The 17,374-nt window shown below is 57.7% G+C and carries 16 protein-coding genes; 12 read left to right on the top strand and 4 right to left on the bottom strand.

The features are described 5' to 3' along the window. Positions 1-197 precede the first annotated feature (197 nt). A complete protein-coding gene (locus tag QEV83_RS02665) occupies positions 198-899 on the bottom strand; it encodes a L,D-transpeptidase (RefSeq protein WP_280129742.1) in 702 nt (233 codons plus the stop codon). A 378-nt stretch (positions 900-1,277) separates the two neighbouring features. Between QEV83_RS02665 and QEV83_RS02670 the strand changes: the two genes are divergently transcribed. After that, entirely contained in the window at positions 1,278-2,228 is a 951-nt protein-coding gene (locus QEV83_RS02670; protein ID WP_280129743.1) for an IS1595 family transposase, read from the top strand. Between the two features lie 551 nt (positions 2,229-2,779). On the opposite strand, the gene QEV83_RS02675 is transcribed toward QEV83_RS02670, so the two are convergent. Beyond that, positions 2,780-3,726 (bottom strand): IS630 family transposase gene (locus QEV83_RS02675; protein WP_280128127.1). Its coding sequence is split into 2 segments (ribosomal slippage): positions 2,780-3,390 and positions 3,390-3,726, totalling 948 coding nucleotides; the frame shifts between segments, so codons are not numbered across the junction. Between QEV83_RS02675 and QEV83_RS02680 the strand changes: the two genes are divergently transcribed. The 10 genes from QEV83_RS02680 to QEV83_RS02725 all read left to right on the top strand — a co-directional run bounded on the left by QEV83_RS02680 (position 3,725) and on the right by QEV83_RS02725 (position 14,709). Further along, complete coding sequence (locus tag QEV83_RS02680; protein ID WP_280129744.1) at positions 3,725-4,345, top strand: hypothetical protein; 621 nt, start codon at positions 3,725-3,727, stop codon at positions 4,343-4,345. The two genes, QEV83_RS02675 and QEV83_RS02680, sit on opposite strands and share 2 nt — an antisense overlap. Before the next feature lie 386 nt (positions 4,346-4,731). Beyond that, positions 4,732-5,817 carry a recombinase RecA gene (gene recA / locus QEV83_RS02685; RefSeq protein WP_280129745.1) on the top strand — a complete coding sequence of 362 codons (1,086 nt, stop codon included), beginning with the start codon at positions 4,732-4,734 and terminating at the stop codon, positions 5,815-5,817. A gap of 231 nt (positions 5,818-6,048) precedes the next feature. Continuing rightward, entirely contained in the window at positions 6,049-8,739 is a 2,691-nt protein-coding gene (gene alaS / locus QEV83_RS02690) for an alanine--tRNA ligase (RefSeq protein ID WP_280129746.1), read from the top strand. 75 nt (positions 8,740-8,814) lie between these two features. Beyond that, entirely contained in the window at positions 8,815-9,240 is a 426-nt protein-coding gene (locus tag QEV83_RS02695; protein ID WP_280129747.1) for a universal stress protein, read from the top strand. 109 nt (positions 9,241-9,349) lie between these two features. Continuing rightward, a complete protein-coding gene (locus QEV83_RS02700) occupies positions 9,350-9,805 on the top strand; it encodes a phasin family protein (protein WP_280129748.1) in 456 nt (151 codons plus the stop codon). A gap of 67 nt (positions 9,806-9,872) precedes the next feature. Further along, positions 9,873-10,394, top strand: a complete 522-nt coding sequence (locus tag QEV83_RS02705) for a histidine phosphatase family protein (RefSeq protein WP_280129749.1) — start codon at positions 9,873-9,875, stop codon at positions 10,392-10,394. Between the two features lie 105 nt (positions 10,395-10,499). Further along, positions 10,500-10,751, top strand: a complete 252-nt coding sequence (locus QEV83_RS02710; protein WP_280129750.1) for a hypothetical protein — start codon at positions 10,500-10,502, stop codon at positions 10,749-10,751. Between the two features lie 335 nt (positions 10,752-11,086). Next, entirely contained in the window at positions 11,087-11,917 is an 831-nt protein-coding gene (locus tag QEV83_RS02715) for a hypothetical protein (RefSeq protein WP_280129751.1), read from the top strand. Between the two features lie 199 nt (positions 11,918-12,116). Continuing rightward, on the top strand, positions 12,117-13,619 hold the full coding sequence (locus QEV83_RS02720) for a YcjX family protein (RefSeq protein ID WP_280129752.1): 1,503 nt from the start codon (positions 12,117-12,119) through the stop codon (positions 13,617-13,619). A gap of 25 nt (positions 13,620-13,644) precedes the next feature. Next, positions 13,645-14,709: a TIGR01620 family protein gene (locus tag QEV83_RS02725; RefSeq protein ID WP_280129753.1), complete on the top strand. Its 1,065-nt coding sequence runs from the start codon at positions 13,645-13,647 to the stop codon at positions 14,707-14,709. A gap of 210 nt (positions 14,710-14,919) precedes the next feature. Here the strand turns inward: QEV83_RS02725 and QEV83_RS02730 are convergent, their stop codons facing one another. Beyond that, positions 14,920-15,375 (bottom strand): hypothetical protein, encoded by a 456-nt coding sequence (locus QEV83_RS02730; RefSeq protein ID WP_280129754.1) that lies wholly within the window; start codon positions 15,373-15,375, stop codon positions 14,920-14,922. A gap of 177 nt (positions 15,376-15,552) precedes the next feature. Here QEV83_RS02730 and QEV83_RS02735 point away from each other — a divergent pair, with 177 nt between their 5' ends. After that, positions 15,553-16,551, top strand: a complete 999-nt coding sequence (locus QEV83_RS02735) for a helix-turn-helix domain-containing protein (protein ID WP_280129755.1) — start codon at positions 15,553-15,555, stop codon at positions 16,549-16,551. Positions 16,552-16,618: 67 nt separating this feature from the next. On the opposite strand, the gene QEV83_RS02740 is transcribed toward QEV83_RS02735, so the two are convergent. Further along, a complete protein-coding gene (locus QEV83_RS02740; RefSeq protein WP_280129756.1) occupies positions 16,619-17,263 on the bottom strand; it encodes a glutathione S-transferase family protein in 645 nt (214 codons plus the stop codon). Between the last annotated feature and the right edge of the window lie 111 nt (positions 17,264-17,374).

The following is a 17,374-nucleotide window of genomic DNA, read 5'->3' on the forward strand; positions in this document are numbered from 1 at the left end:
CCTTGGCCGCGCCGTGGAGATTTGTTTCGGGGTGTCGATGGTCCGCCTCGCTATGTTTCCGGGAAGTGCGAAGCGCCTTACCAACAATGGAACAAAAAGGGATAGGCTATCGTGTGCATCCGAGAGATCTCATAAGCGCTGCGCCCAACCAACGCGCTCCTCCGAAATCGTCTCCAGTAAGCGCGTTAGCTTGGCCTTCACCAAGGCCATGGCGATCCAAAGTAACCCTGGGATCCATTATAACCCTGGGCGCCATTGTAATTTGGAGCACCGTTGGAATTGGGAACGGCATGTGAGCGCCCGGCAGAACCCCGGCGCGGACTTGTCTGCTCCTTAGCGACCTTATATTCGCCGCCCGGACTAACGCCTGACAGCACCACCTGCGTATTCTCCAGGCCATTCTCCTTCACCAGTTCATAAAGGATGGCGGCATTTTGAGGCGAGATACGCACGCAGCCATGCGAGGCGGGTTTGCCAAGATTCTTTACGTCTGAGCTGCCGTGGATGGCATGACCGTCTTTCATAAAGAAAACGGCATGGGGCATGGGGGCGTTGTCCCACTGTTTGCTATACCAAATTTCGTTCATAGAGGTGGCAGTATAGGTTCCCGATGGCGTTGAATATCCCGCTCGGCCAGTTGATACCGGCCATTCATATCTTTCTACCCCATCCACATAAACTGTCATTTGTTGATTTGTTTTGTCGATATTGACGACGACGGCCGCATTCCTGCCTGCGGCCACACCCGCGTCAATCGCTCTGCGGTAGCCGGAGCCCGCATGAGCCGTCACCGGAAAGAAAACCAATGCCGCGTTAATGGCAGTCAACAAAAGCACAAATCTCATCAATTGATTTAAGGACGTGCACATATGCTCCTCCCAGGCTGCGGAATTGAGCATATGCCCCGCCGCTTCGTGTCATGTGAGTTTATATCGGAGCACTGATTGATGTCATTTCTATTTTCCCGAGTCGGGAATTGCCTTCCAAGTCCATCCCCAAGAATTGTGTCTCCGCGTTCTCGAAAATTGACCGCCACCCCGTGTCCCGGCCCAATGGAATGAGTTGACGACAGAGTTCCCGTGTCTCGAAGAGGGAATGTGCCAGGAGCATCACTCTCCGCAGCCGGTGCCTGGGCAATCAATCAAACCCAACGAAATTGAGGGCGATGCCCAATATGTGGCTGAGGGAAACGAATATCCCCGCAAGAACAAAAAAGGGTATTATGCACTTGACATAATACCAATGTTCTGGCAAGGTTCTGGGCATAGGAGCTTCCCATGCCTAACGATCTTTCAAATCCAATTTTCCATGACGAAGACGCAGCCCGCGCCCATTTCGAGGCGATCCGCTGGCCGGATGGAAAGCCAGTCTGCCCGCATTGCGGCGTTACCGGACAGGCAACGCGCGTCCAGGGCAAGAGCCATCGTCCTGGCTTGTATCAGTGCAACGCCTGCTTGAGGCCATTTACGGTCACTATTGGCACCGTCATGGAATCGAGCCATGTGCCTTTGCACAAATGGGCGCTTGGCTTTCACTTGATGGCATCGAGCAAGAAGGGCATTTCAGCGCATCAGTTGATGCGCAATCTTGGCCTTGGTTCTTATCGCACTGCTTGGTTCATGGCGCATCGCATCCGCGAGGCCATGTTTGACCGTGATCCGGAGCCGTTGGGCGGCAAGGGCAAAACCGTTGAGGTCGATGAAACCTATATTGGGAAACCTGGCGAAATTTTCGTTAATGGCAAGGGCTGGGTTGGCAAGCGCGGGACCGCGACTAAACGCAAGGTTCTTACCATGGTCGAGCGCGGTGGACGTTCGGTTTCCATCAAAGTCGAAGACCTCACCATTCCAACGCTCAAGAAAATCCTTGGCGCCCATATCGTGCTTGATAGCACGCTAAACACAGACGAAGCGCTGTGGTACAAACAGCCCGGAAAGAACTTTGCCGCGCATGAGGCCGTGAACCACGGTGACGGCGAATATGCATGCGGCGAAACCACGACGAACACAGTTGAAGGTTTCTTTGGCATTTTCAAACGCGGTATGCGTGGCGTTTATCACCATTGCGGTGAACAGCACTTGCAGGCGTATTTGAACGAATTTGATTTCCGCTATTCAAACCGGAAGGCACTTGGCATTGACGACACAGAACGCGCGCACCGCGCAATTAAGGGCGCGACTGGAAAGCGGTTGATGTATCAAGGATCTCGTAAAGCGCGAACGGTTTAAGCGGAATCGCGCCAAAGTCAGGGCGATTTTGGCTTTGATTGAACAGCTTTTTTGACTCTACTTTTTGGTATCACTCCAGAACGCTTGCCGCTCGGTTCTTTATGCGGCTTTGGTGGCGTGCTCAGAGCGCGTCGAATGGCAGCATCGCGACGCCTCGCGATCTCGCGTTCGATAGCATCATCAGCCATGTTCGATGATCCAAGCCTGTTTGCAGCTATAACGTTGTTCGATATTACTAATACCCATGGAATTGCAAAAGTTTTCAGTCACAACTGATAAGCCTAAGGTTATCGAGTCGTTCGGACGCTGTATTTACTGCGGCAGCGTAGAACCGCCACTTTCGCGCGAACATGTGATTCCAAGAGGCCTCGGGGGAGGACTTATAATCTCGGGGGCAAGCTGCGCAAAATGCGCTGATATTACCAAACGATTTGAACAGGCATGTCTCCGCACTAATTTTGGACATCACCGCTTAAAAAGCGGGTTTAAGAGCTACCACAAGAACGAAATACCAAACACATTGCCTATACGTGTATTAGAGCAATAGCCGATCATGTTGCATCGTATCCTGCGGCGGCGAAGTAGTTTTTGCATTCCGCTGGAGCGAACAGATCGATGATGCGGCCGATGGCGTCCCAGAGGCCGCCGACGGTTCGCTCGGCAGCCTTACGCAGATGAGCCTTCAGCTTGGAGAAGGCATTCTCGATCGGGTTGAAGTCCGGACTGTAAGGCGGCAGGTAGAGAAGGCTGGCGTCCGCCGCCGCGATCATCTCCCGCACTCTTGGCCCCTTATGGCTCGACAGATTGTCCATGACGACGATGTCGCCCGGCCGCAGGTCTGGAACGAGGGCCTTGTCGACATAGGTCTCGAAAGCGTCGCGGTTGATCGGCCCGTCCAGCACCCACGGCGCGATCATGCCGCGCGTCGTGAGGGCGGCGACAAAAGTCGTGGTCTTCCAGTGGCCATGGGGCACGCCGACGCGCAGGCGTTCGCCGCGCCGGCAACGGCCATGCGTGCGGGCCATCTTCGTCGAGGCCCAGGTCTCGTCGATGAAGACGAGGCGGTCAGGGTCGAGATCGATCTGCCCGTCGAACCAGTCCTCGCGCCGTTTCAGGACGTCGGGGCGATCCTGCTCGCTGGCGTGCGCAGTCTTTTTTTGCGCGTGATCGCATGACGCGCGAAGAAGCGGCGGATCGTGCCATAGCCGACGACAAGCCCCTTGTCCGCCAGCGTTTGGCGTAACTCCTCGATGGTGATGTCGGGCGTCGCCTCGAGCACGCAGAGGACTGTGTCCTTATGGGCGTCGATCCGGCCCGACCGACGATCCCCGCCGAGCGCCTTCGGACGCGCGTCACCCCGTTCCCGCGCAAGCTTTCGCCAGCGGCTGACGCTCGATGCGCTGACCGCGAACCGCGCGCCGGCTTCGCGATGGCTTAGACCCTGCGCAACCGCGGACAGTACACGAACCCGAAGATCGAGAGACAAGGCTTTCGACATGCCTGCCGGCCTCCTTGCTCCGGCAGACAGTTTGAATCACCTCAAGCCCGATTCGGGAATCCCTTCAGATTCATTCAGGTCGGATACTGCTCTAGATGACGATAAAATTATCACGAAAGAACTTCCTCTATCAGAACATCCGTACGTCTTATATTTACCAAGAATACGCAGACCACCACGGATAATAAATAACCGTCCACCAAAACCAGTCGATAAACATTCTGTATATAACACGTATCTAAATAATTCTGAAATAACAATTAACGTAATTGTTGACTTGAAGTTCGATATGCATTCATTTTATAGGTTTCTAGCCAAGCTCGCACATGGCGTCGCTGTCTCTCACTTTGGACTAAATAGAATAAAACCATTCTTGAATGAAATTATAATAGATGGAACACTTGATTTACGTTCCTATTATATAGGAAGAAATATCGATGCTGAATTTGGGCCAAAGAGAGGATCTACATGTAACCTAAAAACATTCCAAAAAGAAATACGAGGGATTAAATACATTTGTACAACCATACAGCTATTTTCAAATATTGACGGTATTTTGAACGGACGGCCAACAGGAACCCCTATCTATTTTGCTGTCGTCGGTGAATTCATAGCGTAATTCTCTTGCAACGCCTCGTCAAACTCCCGCTTAAGGGACAATATCCTCTCGGAAATCACTCGAAAGTGCTCCTTCTGGCTTTCGTTAAGGTGATCCCATGAACAACTTTCAAGCGCGTCTGATTCCTACTCCCACAATCGGTATACCGCCGTCGAGAAACACTCGAGGGCTGGCAACTGAAGAGCAAGCGAATCATCGACTTCTGTTAAACAATTAGTTTCGAGACTGCCGGCCTGTCCTGCATCCTTAACCATTTTTGTCCTCGTTATGTTAAGTGCATAATTGGGACAAAAAAAGAACTTGTACTTAAGAACAAAGCATGTACACTTCAGTCATCGCAGCAAACGTTGCGCCAAGGCTCCGCTCATGCCAGAAGGGGAAGACTCGTGGTAACTCCAGCAAACCTCCGTCTCGTGGAAGGGACGTCCGTGGATAAGACAAAGGCGCTTGACGCCGCTCTGTCGCAGATTGAACGAGCTTTTGGAAAAGGCTCGATCATGCGGCTTGGAAAAAACGAAAAAGCAGTCGAGATCGATACGGTGCCGACCGGCTCGCTCGGATTGGACATCGCTTTGGGCGTGGGCGGCCTTCCCCGGGGGCGTGTTGTCGAGATCTACGGGCCGGAATCATCCGGCAAGACCACCTTGACCTTACATGTCATCGCCGAGGCGCAGAAAAAGGGCGGCGTCTGCGCCTTTGTCGATGCCGAGCATGCGCTCGATACGATTTATGCGCGGAAACTCGGGGTCAATCTCGAGGATCTTTTAATCTCGCAGCCAGATACTGGCGAACAGGCGCTCGAAATCACGGACACCTTGGTGCGCTCTGGCGCCGTCGATGTCCTCGTCATCGATTCCGTCGCGGCGCTGACGCCACGTGCTGAGATCGAAGGGGAAATGGGTGATAGCCAGCCAGGTCTGCAGGCGCGGCTCATGAGCCAGGCGCTACGCAAGCTCACCGCTTCAATTTCCCGCTCGCAAACAACGGTCATTTTCATCAATCAAATCCGGATGAAGATCGGTGTCATGTATGGCAGCCCCGAGACCACCACCGGCGGCAATGCGTTGAAATTCTATGCATCCGTCCGGCTCGACATCCGCCGGATCGGATCGATCAAGGATCGCGACGAGGTCACTGGAAATCAAACCCGCGTCAAGGTCGTGAAGAACAAGGTGGCGCCGCCGTTTAAGCAGGTGGAATTCGATATTATGTATGGCGAGGGCATATCCAAGGTTGGCGAACTGGTCGATCTTGGGGTGCGGGCCGGCGTCGTCGAGAAATCCGGAGCCTGGTTCTCCTATGACAGCCAGCGGCTTGGCCAAGGCCGGGAAAACGCCAAGAATTTTCTTAAGGCCAATCCGCAGATTGCCGATCGCATCGAGCAGGAAATCCGGGAAAATTCGGGGCTCATCGCCGATAGGATTCTCGATGAAGCCGACCTCGGCGGCGCGGCGGGCGAGACGGGCAGTTAAATTTGCCTTGCTCGGTCCTTCTGGCAGCACAAGGTTTGCCTTCAAGGTTCGTTGCAACCCTAAGACTTGACCCTAGGACTTGGCCATAAACATTCCGGTGCCGGGCCGGACCAAGACTCAGAAAGTTGCAGACTTTTGGGACCGGAGTGTGCGAGAAATCCCAGGACAAGGGTCAGGACCGCGCGATGGCGCGATCCTGGCCGGGCGGTTTGAAACTGGGAAGATGACGAAATGAACGGCGTCAGCGAGATACGGTCGGCCTTTCTCGATTTCTTCAAAAAAAACGGCCACGAGATCGTCGCCTCCTCGCCGCTCGTCCCGCAAAACGACCCGACGCTGATGTTCACCAATGCCGGAATGGTGCAGTTCAAGAATGTCTTCACCGGCCTGGAAAAGCGGAGCTATACGCGTGCCGCGACCGCCCAAAAATGCGTGCGCGCGGGCGGCAAGCACAATGATCTCGATAATGTTGGCTATACCGCGCGCCATCACACGTTTTTCGAAATGCTGGGGAATTTTTCTTTTGGCGATTATTTCAAGCCGCTCGCCATTGAACTCGCCTGGAAATTGATCACTGGCGAATTCGGCTTGCCGAAAGACCGGCTTCTGGTCACGGTGTATCACGACGACACGGAAGCCTTTGAGTCATGGAAAAAAATTGCCGGATTGCCGGACTCCAAGATCATCCGCATCGCAACATCGGATAATTTTTGGTCGATGGGCGACACCGGTCCTTGCGGCCCCTGCTCCGAGATTTTCTACGATCAAGGCGACCGGCTGCAAGGGGGGCCGCCCGGCAGCGCCGACGCCGACGGCGACCGCTTTCTGGAATTCTGGAATTTGGTCTTCATGCAATTCGAGCAGCTCGCGCCGGATCACCGCGTCGACCTGCCCCGGCCCTCGATCGATACCGGCATGGGATTGGAACGCATCGCCGCGCTTCTGCAAGGCGTCACGTCGAATTATGACATCGATTTGATGCGCGCCATCATCCTCGTCGTCGCATCACTGACCGGCGTCGATCCGGATGGTCCGCACCGCGCGAGCCACCGGGTGATTGCCGATCATTTGCGCGCCGCCGCGTTTCTCGTCGCCGATGGTGTCTTGCCCTCCAACGAAGGCCGCGGTTACGTGCTGCGCCGGATCATGCGCCGCGCCATGCGCCATGCGCAAATGCTTGGCGCGAAGGAACCGCTGATGTGGCGGCTCGTTCCAACACTGTCACGCGAAATGGGCCAGGCCTACCCAGAGCTTTTGCGTGCCGAGCCGCTGATCATCGAAACTTTGAGGCTGGAAGAAACCCGCTTTCGCGACACGCTCGCCCGCGGACTTTCGATTCTGGATGAGGCAAGCCGCGATCTGCCGCAGGGCGGCACTCTGCCTAGCAGTATCGCCTTCAAACTCTACGACACCTACGGTTTTCCGCTCGATCTCACTCAAGACGCCTTGCGCGCCCGCGCGCTCCATGTCGATACGGAGGGATTTGAGGCCGCGATGCAACGCCAGCGCGCCGACGCGCGCAAGGCCTGGACTGGCTCCGGCGAATTGGCGCCCGAAGCACTCTGGTTCGCGATCAAGGAAAAAACCGGAGCCACCGAGTTTTTGGGTTATGACATGGAGCGGGCGGAAGGCCTCGTCGCCGCCATCGTCAGGGATGGCAAGGAAGTGCCGGCGCTTCGCGCGGGCGAATCCGGGTCGGTCATCTTGAATCAAACGCCCTTTTATGGCGAATCGGGCGGCCAAGTTGGCGACACGGGCGTCATGCATGCGAACGGAATCCGCTTCCTTGTCGGCAACACCCAGAAGAAACTTGGCAGTCTTTTTGTTCATGAGGGAAGAGTCGAAGAAGGAGAACTGCGCGTGGGGCTCGCGCTAGAACTTGCCGTCGATCATGCGCGGCGGAAATCGGTGCGCGCCAATCATTCGGCAACCCATCTTTTGCACGAAGCGCTCCGCCAAGTGCTTGGCGAACATGTCGCGCAAAAAGGCTCGCTCGTCGCACCTGACCGGCTTCGCTTTGACTTCACGCATCAAAAGCCGATCGGTTCGGATGAGTTGACGCATATCGAGGATATCGCCAATTCCGCCGTGCTCGACAATACACCGGTGGTGACCCGCTTGATGGGTGTCGACAAAGCCATCGAATCCGGCGCCCGTGCCCTGTTCGGCGAAAAATACGGCGACGAAGTTCGCGTTGTCTCCATGGGTCATGCCCACACTAGCGAAGATGGTTTGCCAGACATGTCCGAAGCTGCCTTTTCAACCGAGCTTTGCGGTGGCACCCATGTGGCGCGTACCGGCGACATTGGACTCATCACGATCGTCTCGCAAAGCCCGGTCGCGGCCGGTGTTCGCCGCATCGAAGCCATGACCGGTACGGGAGCACGCCGCTATCTTAACGCGCGGGCGCACCGGCTGCACGAGGTCGCCGCGCTGTTGCGGGCTCCCGATGAGGAAGCGGACAAGCGCCTCTTCGACCTCATCGAGGAAAGCCGCAAGCTGGAACGCGAACTGAGCGACGCACGCCGCAAACTTGCTCTCGGAGGCGCCACGTCAGATGGCCAGCAAGCCGCGCAAGACATTGGCGGCGTGAAATTTCTGTCGCGCGTCGTCACCGGAGTTGCGATGAAGGACCTTAAATCGCTCGCCGATGAGGCGAAGCTCAGCGTCGGATCCGGGGTCGTTGCGATTGTCGGCATCGACGGCGGCGGGAAAGCTGGCATCGTGGTCGGCGTGACACCGGATTTGACAGGCCGCTTTGACGCCGTCCAGCTCGTTCGCCCGGCGGCCGTCAAGCTCGGCGGCACGGGCGGCGGCGGGAGGCCTGACATGGCACAGGCTGGCGGACCGCATGGGAACGCCGCGCAAGAGGCGCTCGCCACGATCGGCGATGCGCTGCGGGAAGTTGCCAGCGCAGCTTGATGGCAGCCCGCCGGGTCAATATCCGCCCGGCGGCGGTAAGATATTTCGTAACCACAAAGCCCGGGGCAAAATTCAATGTTTAAAAAAATTCTCATCCCTATCGATTTGACCGAATTGTCGGTCTCGAAGCCAGCCTTAGACGCGTCGATAGAATTGGCTCTGCAGTCAAAAGGCGCGTTACGGTTGGTGACGGTCGAAACGCCGCTGCCTTCGAGTTTTATGGAATATATCCCGCCAGAGTTTGATAAAACGCAAGAAGAACGTGCTCTTGCAGAACTTGAACGGATCAGCGACGGCCTCGATTTTCCAAAGGACAATCGTTCCGCGACGGTGCGGTTTGGCGGTATTTATGTCGAGATCCTGGCCGAAGCTGAAGAGTGGGGAGCTGATCTGATCGTAATCGGATCGCATCGGCCGTCGATGGCAACCTATCTTATCGGTTCGAACGCCAAGACGATCGTCCGGCATGCCAAATGCTCGGTCTTGGTGATTCGCCCATGACGCTTCGGTTTCGCATGTTCGCCATATTCCGACCGGCCGGAACTCTTGCGCGTTTTTCCTGTTAACGAACCTCCTGTGTTGAGCGCACCAACATCCGCGGGAGAGAAAAATGACCCAGGACAACGAGAAAACCATCGGCGTAGGCGCCGAATATACGGAAAACACCGTCGAGGGCGCGAGGAGTGCCCTCACCATGACATCGAAAAACATTCAAGCCATCGCGGGTGAGATGCTTGAAATTTCGAAACAATCCTTCGATCATGCAACACAAACCATGGAAAAGTTGCGGAAGGCGCGTGGCGTTGACGAGATCGTCGCGATCCAGACGAATTTTGTGAGAGAAGTTTTTGAGCATGCCACGCAGCATGCCCGAAAATTCAGCGAACTCATGACAGCTTTCCCCACCCAGATCACCGAAACTTATCGCGACGCATGGCTTAGGTCGATGGATACCACGGTGAAGGCAACGGAAACCGCGAGCAAAACCGCTAAGGACAATATCGCTCGCGCGGCCGAGGCAACCCGCAAAGCGTCCGACATTTTCGAGCGGGCGAAAAGCGCGTGATAGCGTTGCCGCACCAAATCCTATAAGCTGGAAGCCGCTTTCCGATTCCATCGAGATGACTCCGCGCATGTTTCGGCTTCTCCTGATTCGCCACGCAGAGGCCGAAGCCCGTACCAAGCAAGGCGATCTTGCAAGACCTTTGACGAAGCGAGGCCGGGCCGACGCGATACGATTGGGAAATTATTGCGCCGCTTCCTGTCTTATTCCCGAGCTTGCGGTGACCTCACCAGCCCTGCGTGCGCGCGAAACGCTCGATGCCGTGGGGGGAAAGTTTTTGCAAAAGCCGGTCTGCAAAATCGAGGAGCTTCTGTATGACAGCGATCTTGAGACCCTGTGCGATATACTGCAAGGAATCTCTGCTTCCGTAAAAACACTGATGATGGTTGGCCACAATCCAGGCCTCGCGGAATTTGCTCGTTTCCTTATCGGAGGCGAGGCAAGCACTCCGCTTATCCACTTCCCGGCACCGTGCCTTGCTTTGATCGGCTTCGCTCGCGGCGATTGGGGAGAGGCCGCTCGCGGCGGCGGACAGCTGGAGCGCTTCATGAATTTTTCCTGCGAACCAGCGGACAACCTCCTCGCGCGATAAGGCTTCAACAATTGCTCCCGCTTTTTTATCTGTAGTCGAATAACCCACAATTTCCCTCAACAGTCACAAGGATCATGATTGATGATACGAAGGATGGGTCTCCTGTTGGCCTCTCTGCTGGCATCCGCCGGGGCGAGCGTTGCTTGCAGCCCTTCGGACCTCGCGCAGAAACAGAAGGCGTATGCCGATGCGGTCAAGGCTGCCTATGAACGCGACCCGGCGGGCGACCCTGCCCGCCAAGCCCGCGTGAAGGAGGTGCTTGAACGCTATAAGGACGTGGGGAAGATGACAAACGGCCCTGCCATCCTCGACATAATATGCAAGGAAAACGACGAGCTGACGATGATCTACAAATAGACCGGCGCTGCTCGATCGCGCATCATCGAAACAAGGCAGCCTATTTCCAAATGCCGTCTTTGTTACCCAAAAACTTTGCGATGTGGCGCGATTATGCGCGCGAATCCGCAGGTTTAATTTTTGGCCTCGTTCTGCTCGCAACATGCACAATTCCCGTGCATGCACTCGACGTAAATCAACCGGAAGCAAGCCAAGGCACCGGACCCCAATCCCCTTCCGCTTCAAGCGAAACGCCGTCTCCCAGAGCAGCGTTTGATGCCGCGCGGCGCGCTGTATCAAATTGGCCGGCGGAGGCCATCGAAAATCTGGATCTTTCCGCCAAGACAAAGGAGGACATGACAAGCAAAAAGGGAGCGCCGGAGTTTCCGCGCTGCGTCATGCTGAACAACTATTGGTGCATCAAGCGGGCGCGCTGGGCCGGCGAGATCGCGGCGGACGCGGATGGACACGTCGCCTTCGCCTCCGCAATCGACGGTGCGATCGCAGCGGCCATGCTCCTGCGCCGTTATTACCTCGATTTTAACCGCCGCTCCGCCTTGGCCATAGTCTCGCGTTGGGCACCGCCGCAATGCTCCGGGGGAACCGCCGCGCTTGGCAAAGCTGGGAAACCTCACAAAGCGCGCAGCGCGATGCTTGCGGGTCTGGCGCCGCGTGGCATTCAAAACACCCTGCATGCCCGCTGGCTCGCCGCTCACAGGCAAGGTTTTTTGCGCACTGGCTCGGCAAAGACCCCGCGCCGTTCCATCGTGCCAAGCTGGCCGCTGGCGTTGATGCGGGCGCCCGAAATCGCGGTCGGCATGGGCGAGCCAAAGCGCGCGACGATCCCGCTTAAGAAAATCGCGGCGCTCGATTTCGCTGCCCCCGAGGCCCCCGTGCCCGGGATATCTTGCGCAGGTGATAACACCCGGATCCAAAACTACGCCGCGCGCGCCATCGACGGCATCACCACGGACCCGAATGGCGATTTGAACCTGTTTTCGGCGGATGGCACGGCCGGCGCCAATCTGCCTCGCCTCTTGCAGAACATGGCGAAGGTCGAGATCGGCCCTTGGGCAGCGCAAGCCGGGCTGATTGCTGCCGCGATCGACCGGCTTGCACCCAGGAACGCGGCCGCAGAGTTGCCCCGGCCAGGAGAAGCCCGCGCCGCCTCCGGCGCCTCTCCATAGATATAACCAAAAGGAATGACACGTCCCGCAAACGGTGCTTGGAGACGTATTTGGCCTCGATGCCACGTTCCGAAAAAGTTGATCGACTTTTTCACTCAGAACATGCTCCAACTCTCGGGCTCCTAGCGATTCTTTTTCGAGATGATTCGATCCGGGAGGGAAGCGCTCTCGTCACAATGTCCTGGAAAGCACGCCTGTTTTGTCGATAGTCTCCGAGCTCCTCTTCGAAGCCCGCGCCGCCGCGCAGAGCCTCGCCGCCTTGGCCACCGGCCCGCATATCCGGCTCGGGGTCACCGGTCTGTCGCGCGCCGGCAAGACGGTTTTCATCACCGCGTTGATCGAACAGCTCACCAAAGCTGCCAGCCCGGCCTTGTACGGGCGGAGAAATAATTTGCCGGTGTTCCGCGTTCACGCCGAGGGAAGGCTGATCGGCGCCACGCTCGAGCCGCAGCCAGACGATGCCGTACCGCGCTTTGCCTATGAAGATCACATTGCCGCGCTGGCGGGTCCCAAGGGAAATGCGGGTGCCCGCCACTGGCCGCAATCGACCCGCCGCATATCTGAACTGCGCCTGCGACTTCATTTCGATCAAAAGACCGGCATGCGGCCTGGCCGCCAGTCGCTGGCCATCGACATTGTCGATTACCCCGGCGAATGGCTGCTTGATCTGCCGCTGCTCGGCAAATCCTTTGCGCAATGGTCGCGGGAGACCTTCATTGCCTCGGCCAGCGCGGCCAGGACACCGCTCGCGGCGCAATGGCGCAGGGCGACCGCGAATGTCGATCCGCGCGGCAGCGCCAGTGAAGAGGAGGCCCGCCGCGAGGCGCAGCTGTTCACCAATTATTTGCGGGCGTGCCGCGCCGACGAATATCATTTTTCCTCCCTGCCGCCGGGCCGTTTCCTGATGCCAGGCGACCTTGAAGGCTCGCCCGCCCTGACCTTCGCCCCTCTCGCCGTCGAGGAAGGGGAAACCTATCCCCCCGACTCATTCGCCGCGATGATGGAACGGCGCTACGAGGCCTATAAGACGCATGTCGTCAAACCCTTCTTCCGCGATCACTTTTCAAGGCTCGATCGCCAGATCGTCCTCGTCGATGCGCTTGCCGCGTTGAACGCCGGACCCGCCGCGATGCGCGATCTCGAAACCGCTTTGACCGATGTGCTGGCCGCGTTCCGGGCGGGGCGCAGCAATATTCTGTCCACCCTCTTCCGGCCGAAGATCGATAAAATATTGTTCGTGGCGACCAAGGCCGATCATCTGCACCACACAAGCCATGACAGGCTGGAAGCGATCTTGCGGCATCTGACGGCCAAGGCCATCGCACGGGTCGAGACGGTCGGCGCCGAGGTTGATGTCATCGCACTTGCTGCGGTGCGCGCGACGCGCGAGGCCAAGGTTGGCGGTCCCGACGAGCCCGCGCTTGAAGCCGTCATCGGCAGGCCTCTCGAGGGAGAGCATATCGGCGGCGAGACATTCGATGGCAACTCCGAAGCGGCGATTTATCCCGGCGAGCTGCCGCGCGATCCCGAAGCGGTGTTCCGCGACGAGCCGCGCAGCTTGACGCCAACCGAAATCGACTACCGTTTCGTCCGTTTCCGGCCTCCCGTGCCAGTGAGGAGCCCGAATGGCACTCTGCTTCCGCCGCCCCATATACGGCTCGACCGCGCCTTGCAGTTTCTCTTCGGCGACCGGCTCGGCTGACGCATGGCATTGAACAGAAGATGGAGTGAGGTCACTCGTGGCGCTTGAACCCAAACCCCGCCCGCGCGCGTTCCGGATCAGCCCCAACACGGAGTCGAGCGCCGATCAGCCGCCTGGCCCGCTGGTGATCGAAACCTTGGCCGATCCTTATGACGCGGAAGCCAAGGCCTTGCTAGCCAAACCAGACGCTGATGAAGCGGCGGTGGAAGCCGCGCAAAAGAAGGGGGTTGCTTCCCGCTCGCTGATGTCCTGGGGCGGCCTCTTCTGGTCGGCGACGGCGGGCCTCGTTTCGCTCGGTTTCAGTCTTTGGCTGACGCGGCTCATCGATGATCTCTTCCATTGGTCGCCGCTGTTCGGCATCGTCGGTCTTGCGCTTGCCGGACTTGCCGGGACGGCGCTCGTCGTGCTGGCACTCAAGGAATTTGCTGGCATCCTGCGCCAGCGCCACATCGCCGAACTTCACATCGGACTCGCCCGCGCCCGCGAAAAAGATGATTTCAAGGAAGCCCGGCGGCTGGTCGGCCAGCTGTCCTCGCTTTACGATGCGCGGCCCGAGACGTCGCGCGCCCGCAGCCAACTCCGCCAACTCGCGCATGACATCGTCGATGGAAGCGATCTGATCGACATCGCAGAGCGCACCCTCGTCGAGCCGCTCGACATGCTGGCGCGGCATGAGATCGCCGCCGCCGCCAAGCGCGTCTCTGTGGTGACCGCGCTGGCGCCGCGCGCGATCATCGATGTCGTCTTCGTGGCGGCGCAAGCCATTAGGCTCATCCGGCGCATCGCGACGATCTATGGCGGCCGGCCGGGCCTGCTTGGCTTTCTCAAACTGCTGCGCTCAATCGCCTCGCATATCGCGATCACCGGCGGCATGGCGGCGGGCGACAGTCTCATCCAGCAATTCGTCGGCCACGGGATCGCCGCCAAATTGTCGGCCCGTCTCGGCGAAGGCGTTTTGAACGGTCTTCTCACAGCGCGCGTTGGTCTCTCCGCGATGGCCGTCTGCCGCCCCCTGCCCTTCGCAACCAAGCGGCCACCCGGCGTCGGCGATGTCGCGCCGTTTTTGTTCAGGAGCGAGAAGAAAGAGTGAGCCGCAACGAATGTTTGAGACATCAGTTTTGTAAGATTTTCCGCTCCGACCTTACAAAAACGTTTCACGTGAAACGTTTTGGTACGATTGGCGCGTCAAAAGGACTTATGGCCTCACACCTCTTGCGCTCGTGAATATGTCGAGTGACGCTGAACATTGGTACGTTCAACGCGTTTCGGCGAAAGCGCCGAGAGCGCGCCTCTGAGAAATTCAGCCGATTGCTTTCGTCCCAAATGTTGACCGCAACACAAGGACAGCCGCCTTGCCAAATCCATAACTGGTGAGGGTCAAGCTTGTGATCAGGTACAACAGGAAGACTGTAGGGAAGAAGCCGCCTGGCGGTTCCGGACTGTCCAGAAGCGGAAACATGCCTTGCAGAAGAAACAGGCTTGAATTGGTTAATGCGCCAACCACCATCGCCCAGCGGACATGCCAAGGCAGGGGGGTCTTCGTCGCATAGAAGCCAAGGATCAAGGCGGTCATCAACAGAAAGTCGAGATGCGCCTGAAGCACGCGGGTAAATTTTCCTGGAAAAAGATGTTTCACAAACGGAACACCAAAATCCAACCCAACGAGGCACCAAGCCAAGACCAGGGCGGCCAACAGCCAAAGGCAGGCACCTCTAAGCAGAATGATATTTCCAGCTGGACCAAAGTCTTTGTTCATTGGCTGCTTCCTTGTTCAAACGTGATGAGAGCTCCCTTTTCTTCTATCGCGAGATGAAGGATGATCCCATGTCTGGTACGGAACAGAATTTGACTGCAACGGCTGTTTCGAACTGGCCTGTCGCCGTGGATGGCCCTTGAGAAAAAGCGGCGGCGCGATTTGGGGTGAGGCGGCTCGATGGACTTTTACCCATCTTCTCCCGTGAATGGACCGGACCATGGCTCCCGGGAGACTCAGAGGCTCTCAACCCGCAAAATTCCGGCGTCGGAGCGCGTTGGCTGGCTGCGTGACCTCATTTGCCGCGAATACGCGAATGTCGAAGTCGCCACGCCATCGCAGCAAACCTTGTCACAAGACTTGACGATTTACCCCTGGGACACTCTCCGGCTCTCCGTCGTCACATGCAACGGCACCGTTCTCGAACGCCTCCCCCGTGCGCCGCAGCTCGCCAATCAGGATGTCTATTTCGCGGTTGTCCTGCTCTCGGGGGATTATGCGCTGGAGCAGGATGGGAAAGAAGCCGTGCTCCGACCCGGCGACATGACTCTTTATGACGCGACGCGGCCGCACCATATCCAGTGTCCCAAAGATTTTGGAAAGATCCTTCTCTCGATCCCAAGGCCTCTTTTGCGGGCGCGGATGGCAGGCGTCGAACACTGCACCGCGCTCAAAATTTCTGGCGCCGCAGGAATCGGTGCGGTGACCTCGGAGTTCCTGCGCGCGTCGAGCCTGCAGGCCGACACTCTCACAGCATCCGATATTGCGACACTCGCGGACCAGACGCTCGATCTGCTGACTTTGGCAGCGGCCTCGGTGCGGCCTGCGGACTTCACGCTCTCGAGAAGCCGCTCGACGTCATTGTACCGCATCAAAACCTTGATTGAACGATGCCTGCAAGATGTTGATCTCGATTCCGCAACAATCGCACGCCGCGCGGGCCTGTCGGCACGTTACATCAATGGTCTCTTTGGCGAGGAAGGAACCTCTCTGATGCGCTACGTCTGGAAGCGCAGGCTTGAACATTGCGCCAAGGACATGCGCGAACCTCACCATGAAAGCGACCCCATTGCCGACATCGCATTTCGATGGGGGTTTGGAGACGCCTCGCATTTCAGCCGCGCTTTCAAACAACACTTTGGCTGCGCGCCACGGGAGTTCCGCCAGCAGCGGCGTTAGCCCAGATCCGCTCCTGACCCATAAACGGAATGAAAAACTCGGATGACGACTTCGAGCCGGACCTTAATCAGCCAAGTGGCTTGTTCACCGCCAATTGCGCTGCGAAGGCACGCTTGTAGGCGGGCCGCGCTTCGCCGCGGGCCACATAGGCGGAGAGGTTCGGATATTCGTCCAGCATACCCGACGCCTTCAACCTGAGCAGCACCGACACCATCATCAGGTCGCCCGCGCTGAACGCGCCATCGAGCCAGCTGGCATCGCCAAGGCAATGGGAAAGTTGGCCCAGCCGGTTACGGACGCGATCCTCGACGAGAGGCATGCGTTGCGCGGACCAGGACTTGTCGCCCTCAAGGAGCCTGGCGGTTACGAGTTCAAGGATCGGCGGCTCTACCGTGCTGAGCGCAGCGAACATCCATGTGATCGCCCGCGCCCGCGCATTCGCATCCTCTGGCAACAGGCCCGCATGGCGCTCCGCGATATGGAACACGATCGCCCCCGTCTCGAACAAGCCGAGATCGCCGTCCTCATAGGTCGGAATCTGGCCGAAAGGATGAAGCGCCAGATGCGCGGGTTCCTTCATCGCTTTGAACGAAACAAGACGAACCTCGTAAGGCTGGCCCACTTCCTCCAGCGCCCAGCGAACGCGCGTATCACGCGCCAGTCCCTTGCCGCCATCGGGTGACCGTTCAAAGGCGGTTATCGTGATGCTCATCGTGAGACTCCCCCTTGGCGAAATCATCGGCTCTGGCAAGCTGTCCTGACCCTAAATCATTCTCGATGAGCTTGTGACAACCCATGAGCTTGGCATTATCATGCTCGTTCC

The sequence above is a fragment of the Methylocapsa sp. D3K7 genome (genome assembly GCF_029855125.1).
In the GTDB taxonomy this organism is placed as follows: domain Bacteria; phylum Pseudomonadota; class Alphaproteobacteria; order Rhizobiales; family Beijerinckiaceae; genus Methylocapsa.

What these genes read in the sequence shown, in the direction of transcription:
- QEV83_RS02665 (WP_280129742.1), bottom strand. Translation starts at nt 899, where the DNA reads ATGCTCAATTCCGCAGCCTGGGAGGAGCATATGTGCACGTCCTTAAAT.
- QEV83_RS02670 (WP_280129743.1), top strand. Translation starts at nt 1,278, where the DNA reads ATGCCTAACGATCTTTCAAATCCAATTTTCCATGACGAAGACGCAGCC.
- QEV83_RS02680 (WP_280129744.1), top strand. Translation starts at nt 3,725, where the DNA reads ATGCCTGCCGGCCTCCTTGCTCCGGCAGACAGTTTGAATCACCTCAAG.
- alaS (WP_280129746.1), top strand. Translation starts at nt 6,049, where the DNA reads ATGAACGGCGTCAGCGAGATACGGTCGGCCTTTCTCGATTTCTTCAAA.
- QEV83_RS02695 (WP_280129747.1), top strand. Translation starts at nt 8,815, where the DNA reads ATGTTTAAAAAAATTCTCATCCCTATCGATTTGACCGAATTGTCGGTC.
- QEV83_RS02700 (WP_280129748.1), top strand. Translation starts at nt 9,350, where the DNA reads ATGACCCAGGACAACGAGAAAACCATCGGCGTAGGCGCCGAATATACG.
- QEV83_RS02705 (WP_280129749.1), top strand. Translation starts at nt 9,873, where the DNA reads ATGTTTCGGCTTCTCCTGATTCGCCACGCAGAGGCCGAAGCCCGTACC.
- QEV83_RS02715 (WP_280129751.1), top strand. Translation starts at nt 11,087, where the DNA reads ATGACAAGCAAAAAGGGAGCGCCGGAGTTTCCGCGCTGCGTCATGCTG.
- QEV83_RS02730 (WP_280129754.1), bottom strand. Translation starts at nt 15,375, where the DNA reads ATGAACAAAGACTTTGGTCCAGCTGGAAATATCATTCTGCTTAGAGGT.
- QEV83_RS02735 (WP_280129755.1), top strand. Translation starts at nt 15,553, where the DNA reads ATGGACTTTTACCCATCTTCTCCCGTGAATGGACCGGACCATGGCTCC.
- QEV83_RS02740 (WP_280129756.1), bottom strand. Translation starts at nt 17,263, where the DNA reads ATGAGCATCACGATAACCGCCTTTGAACGGTCACCCGATGGCGGCAAG.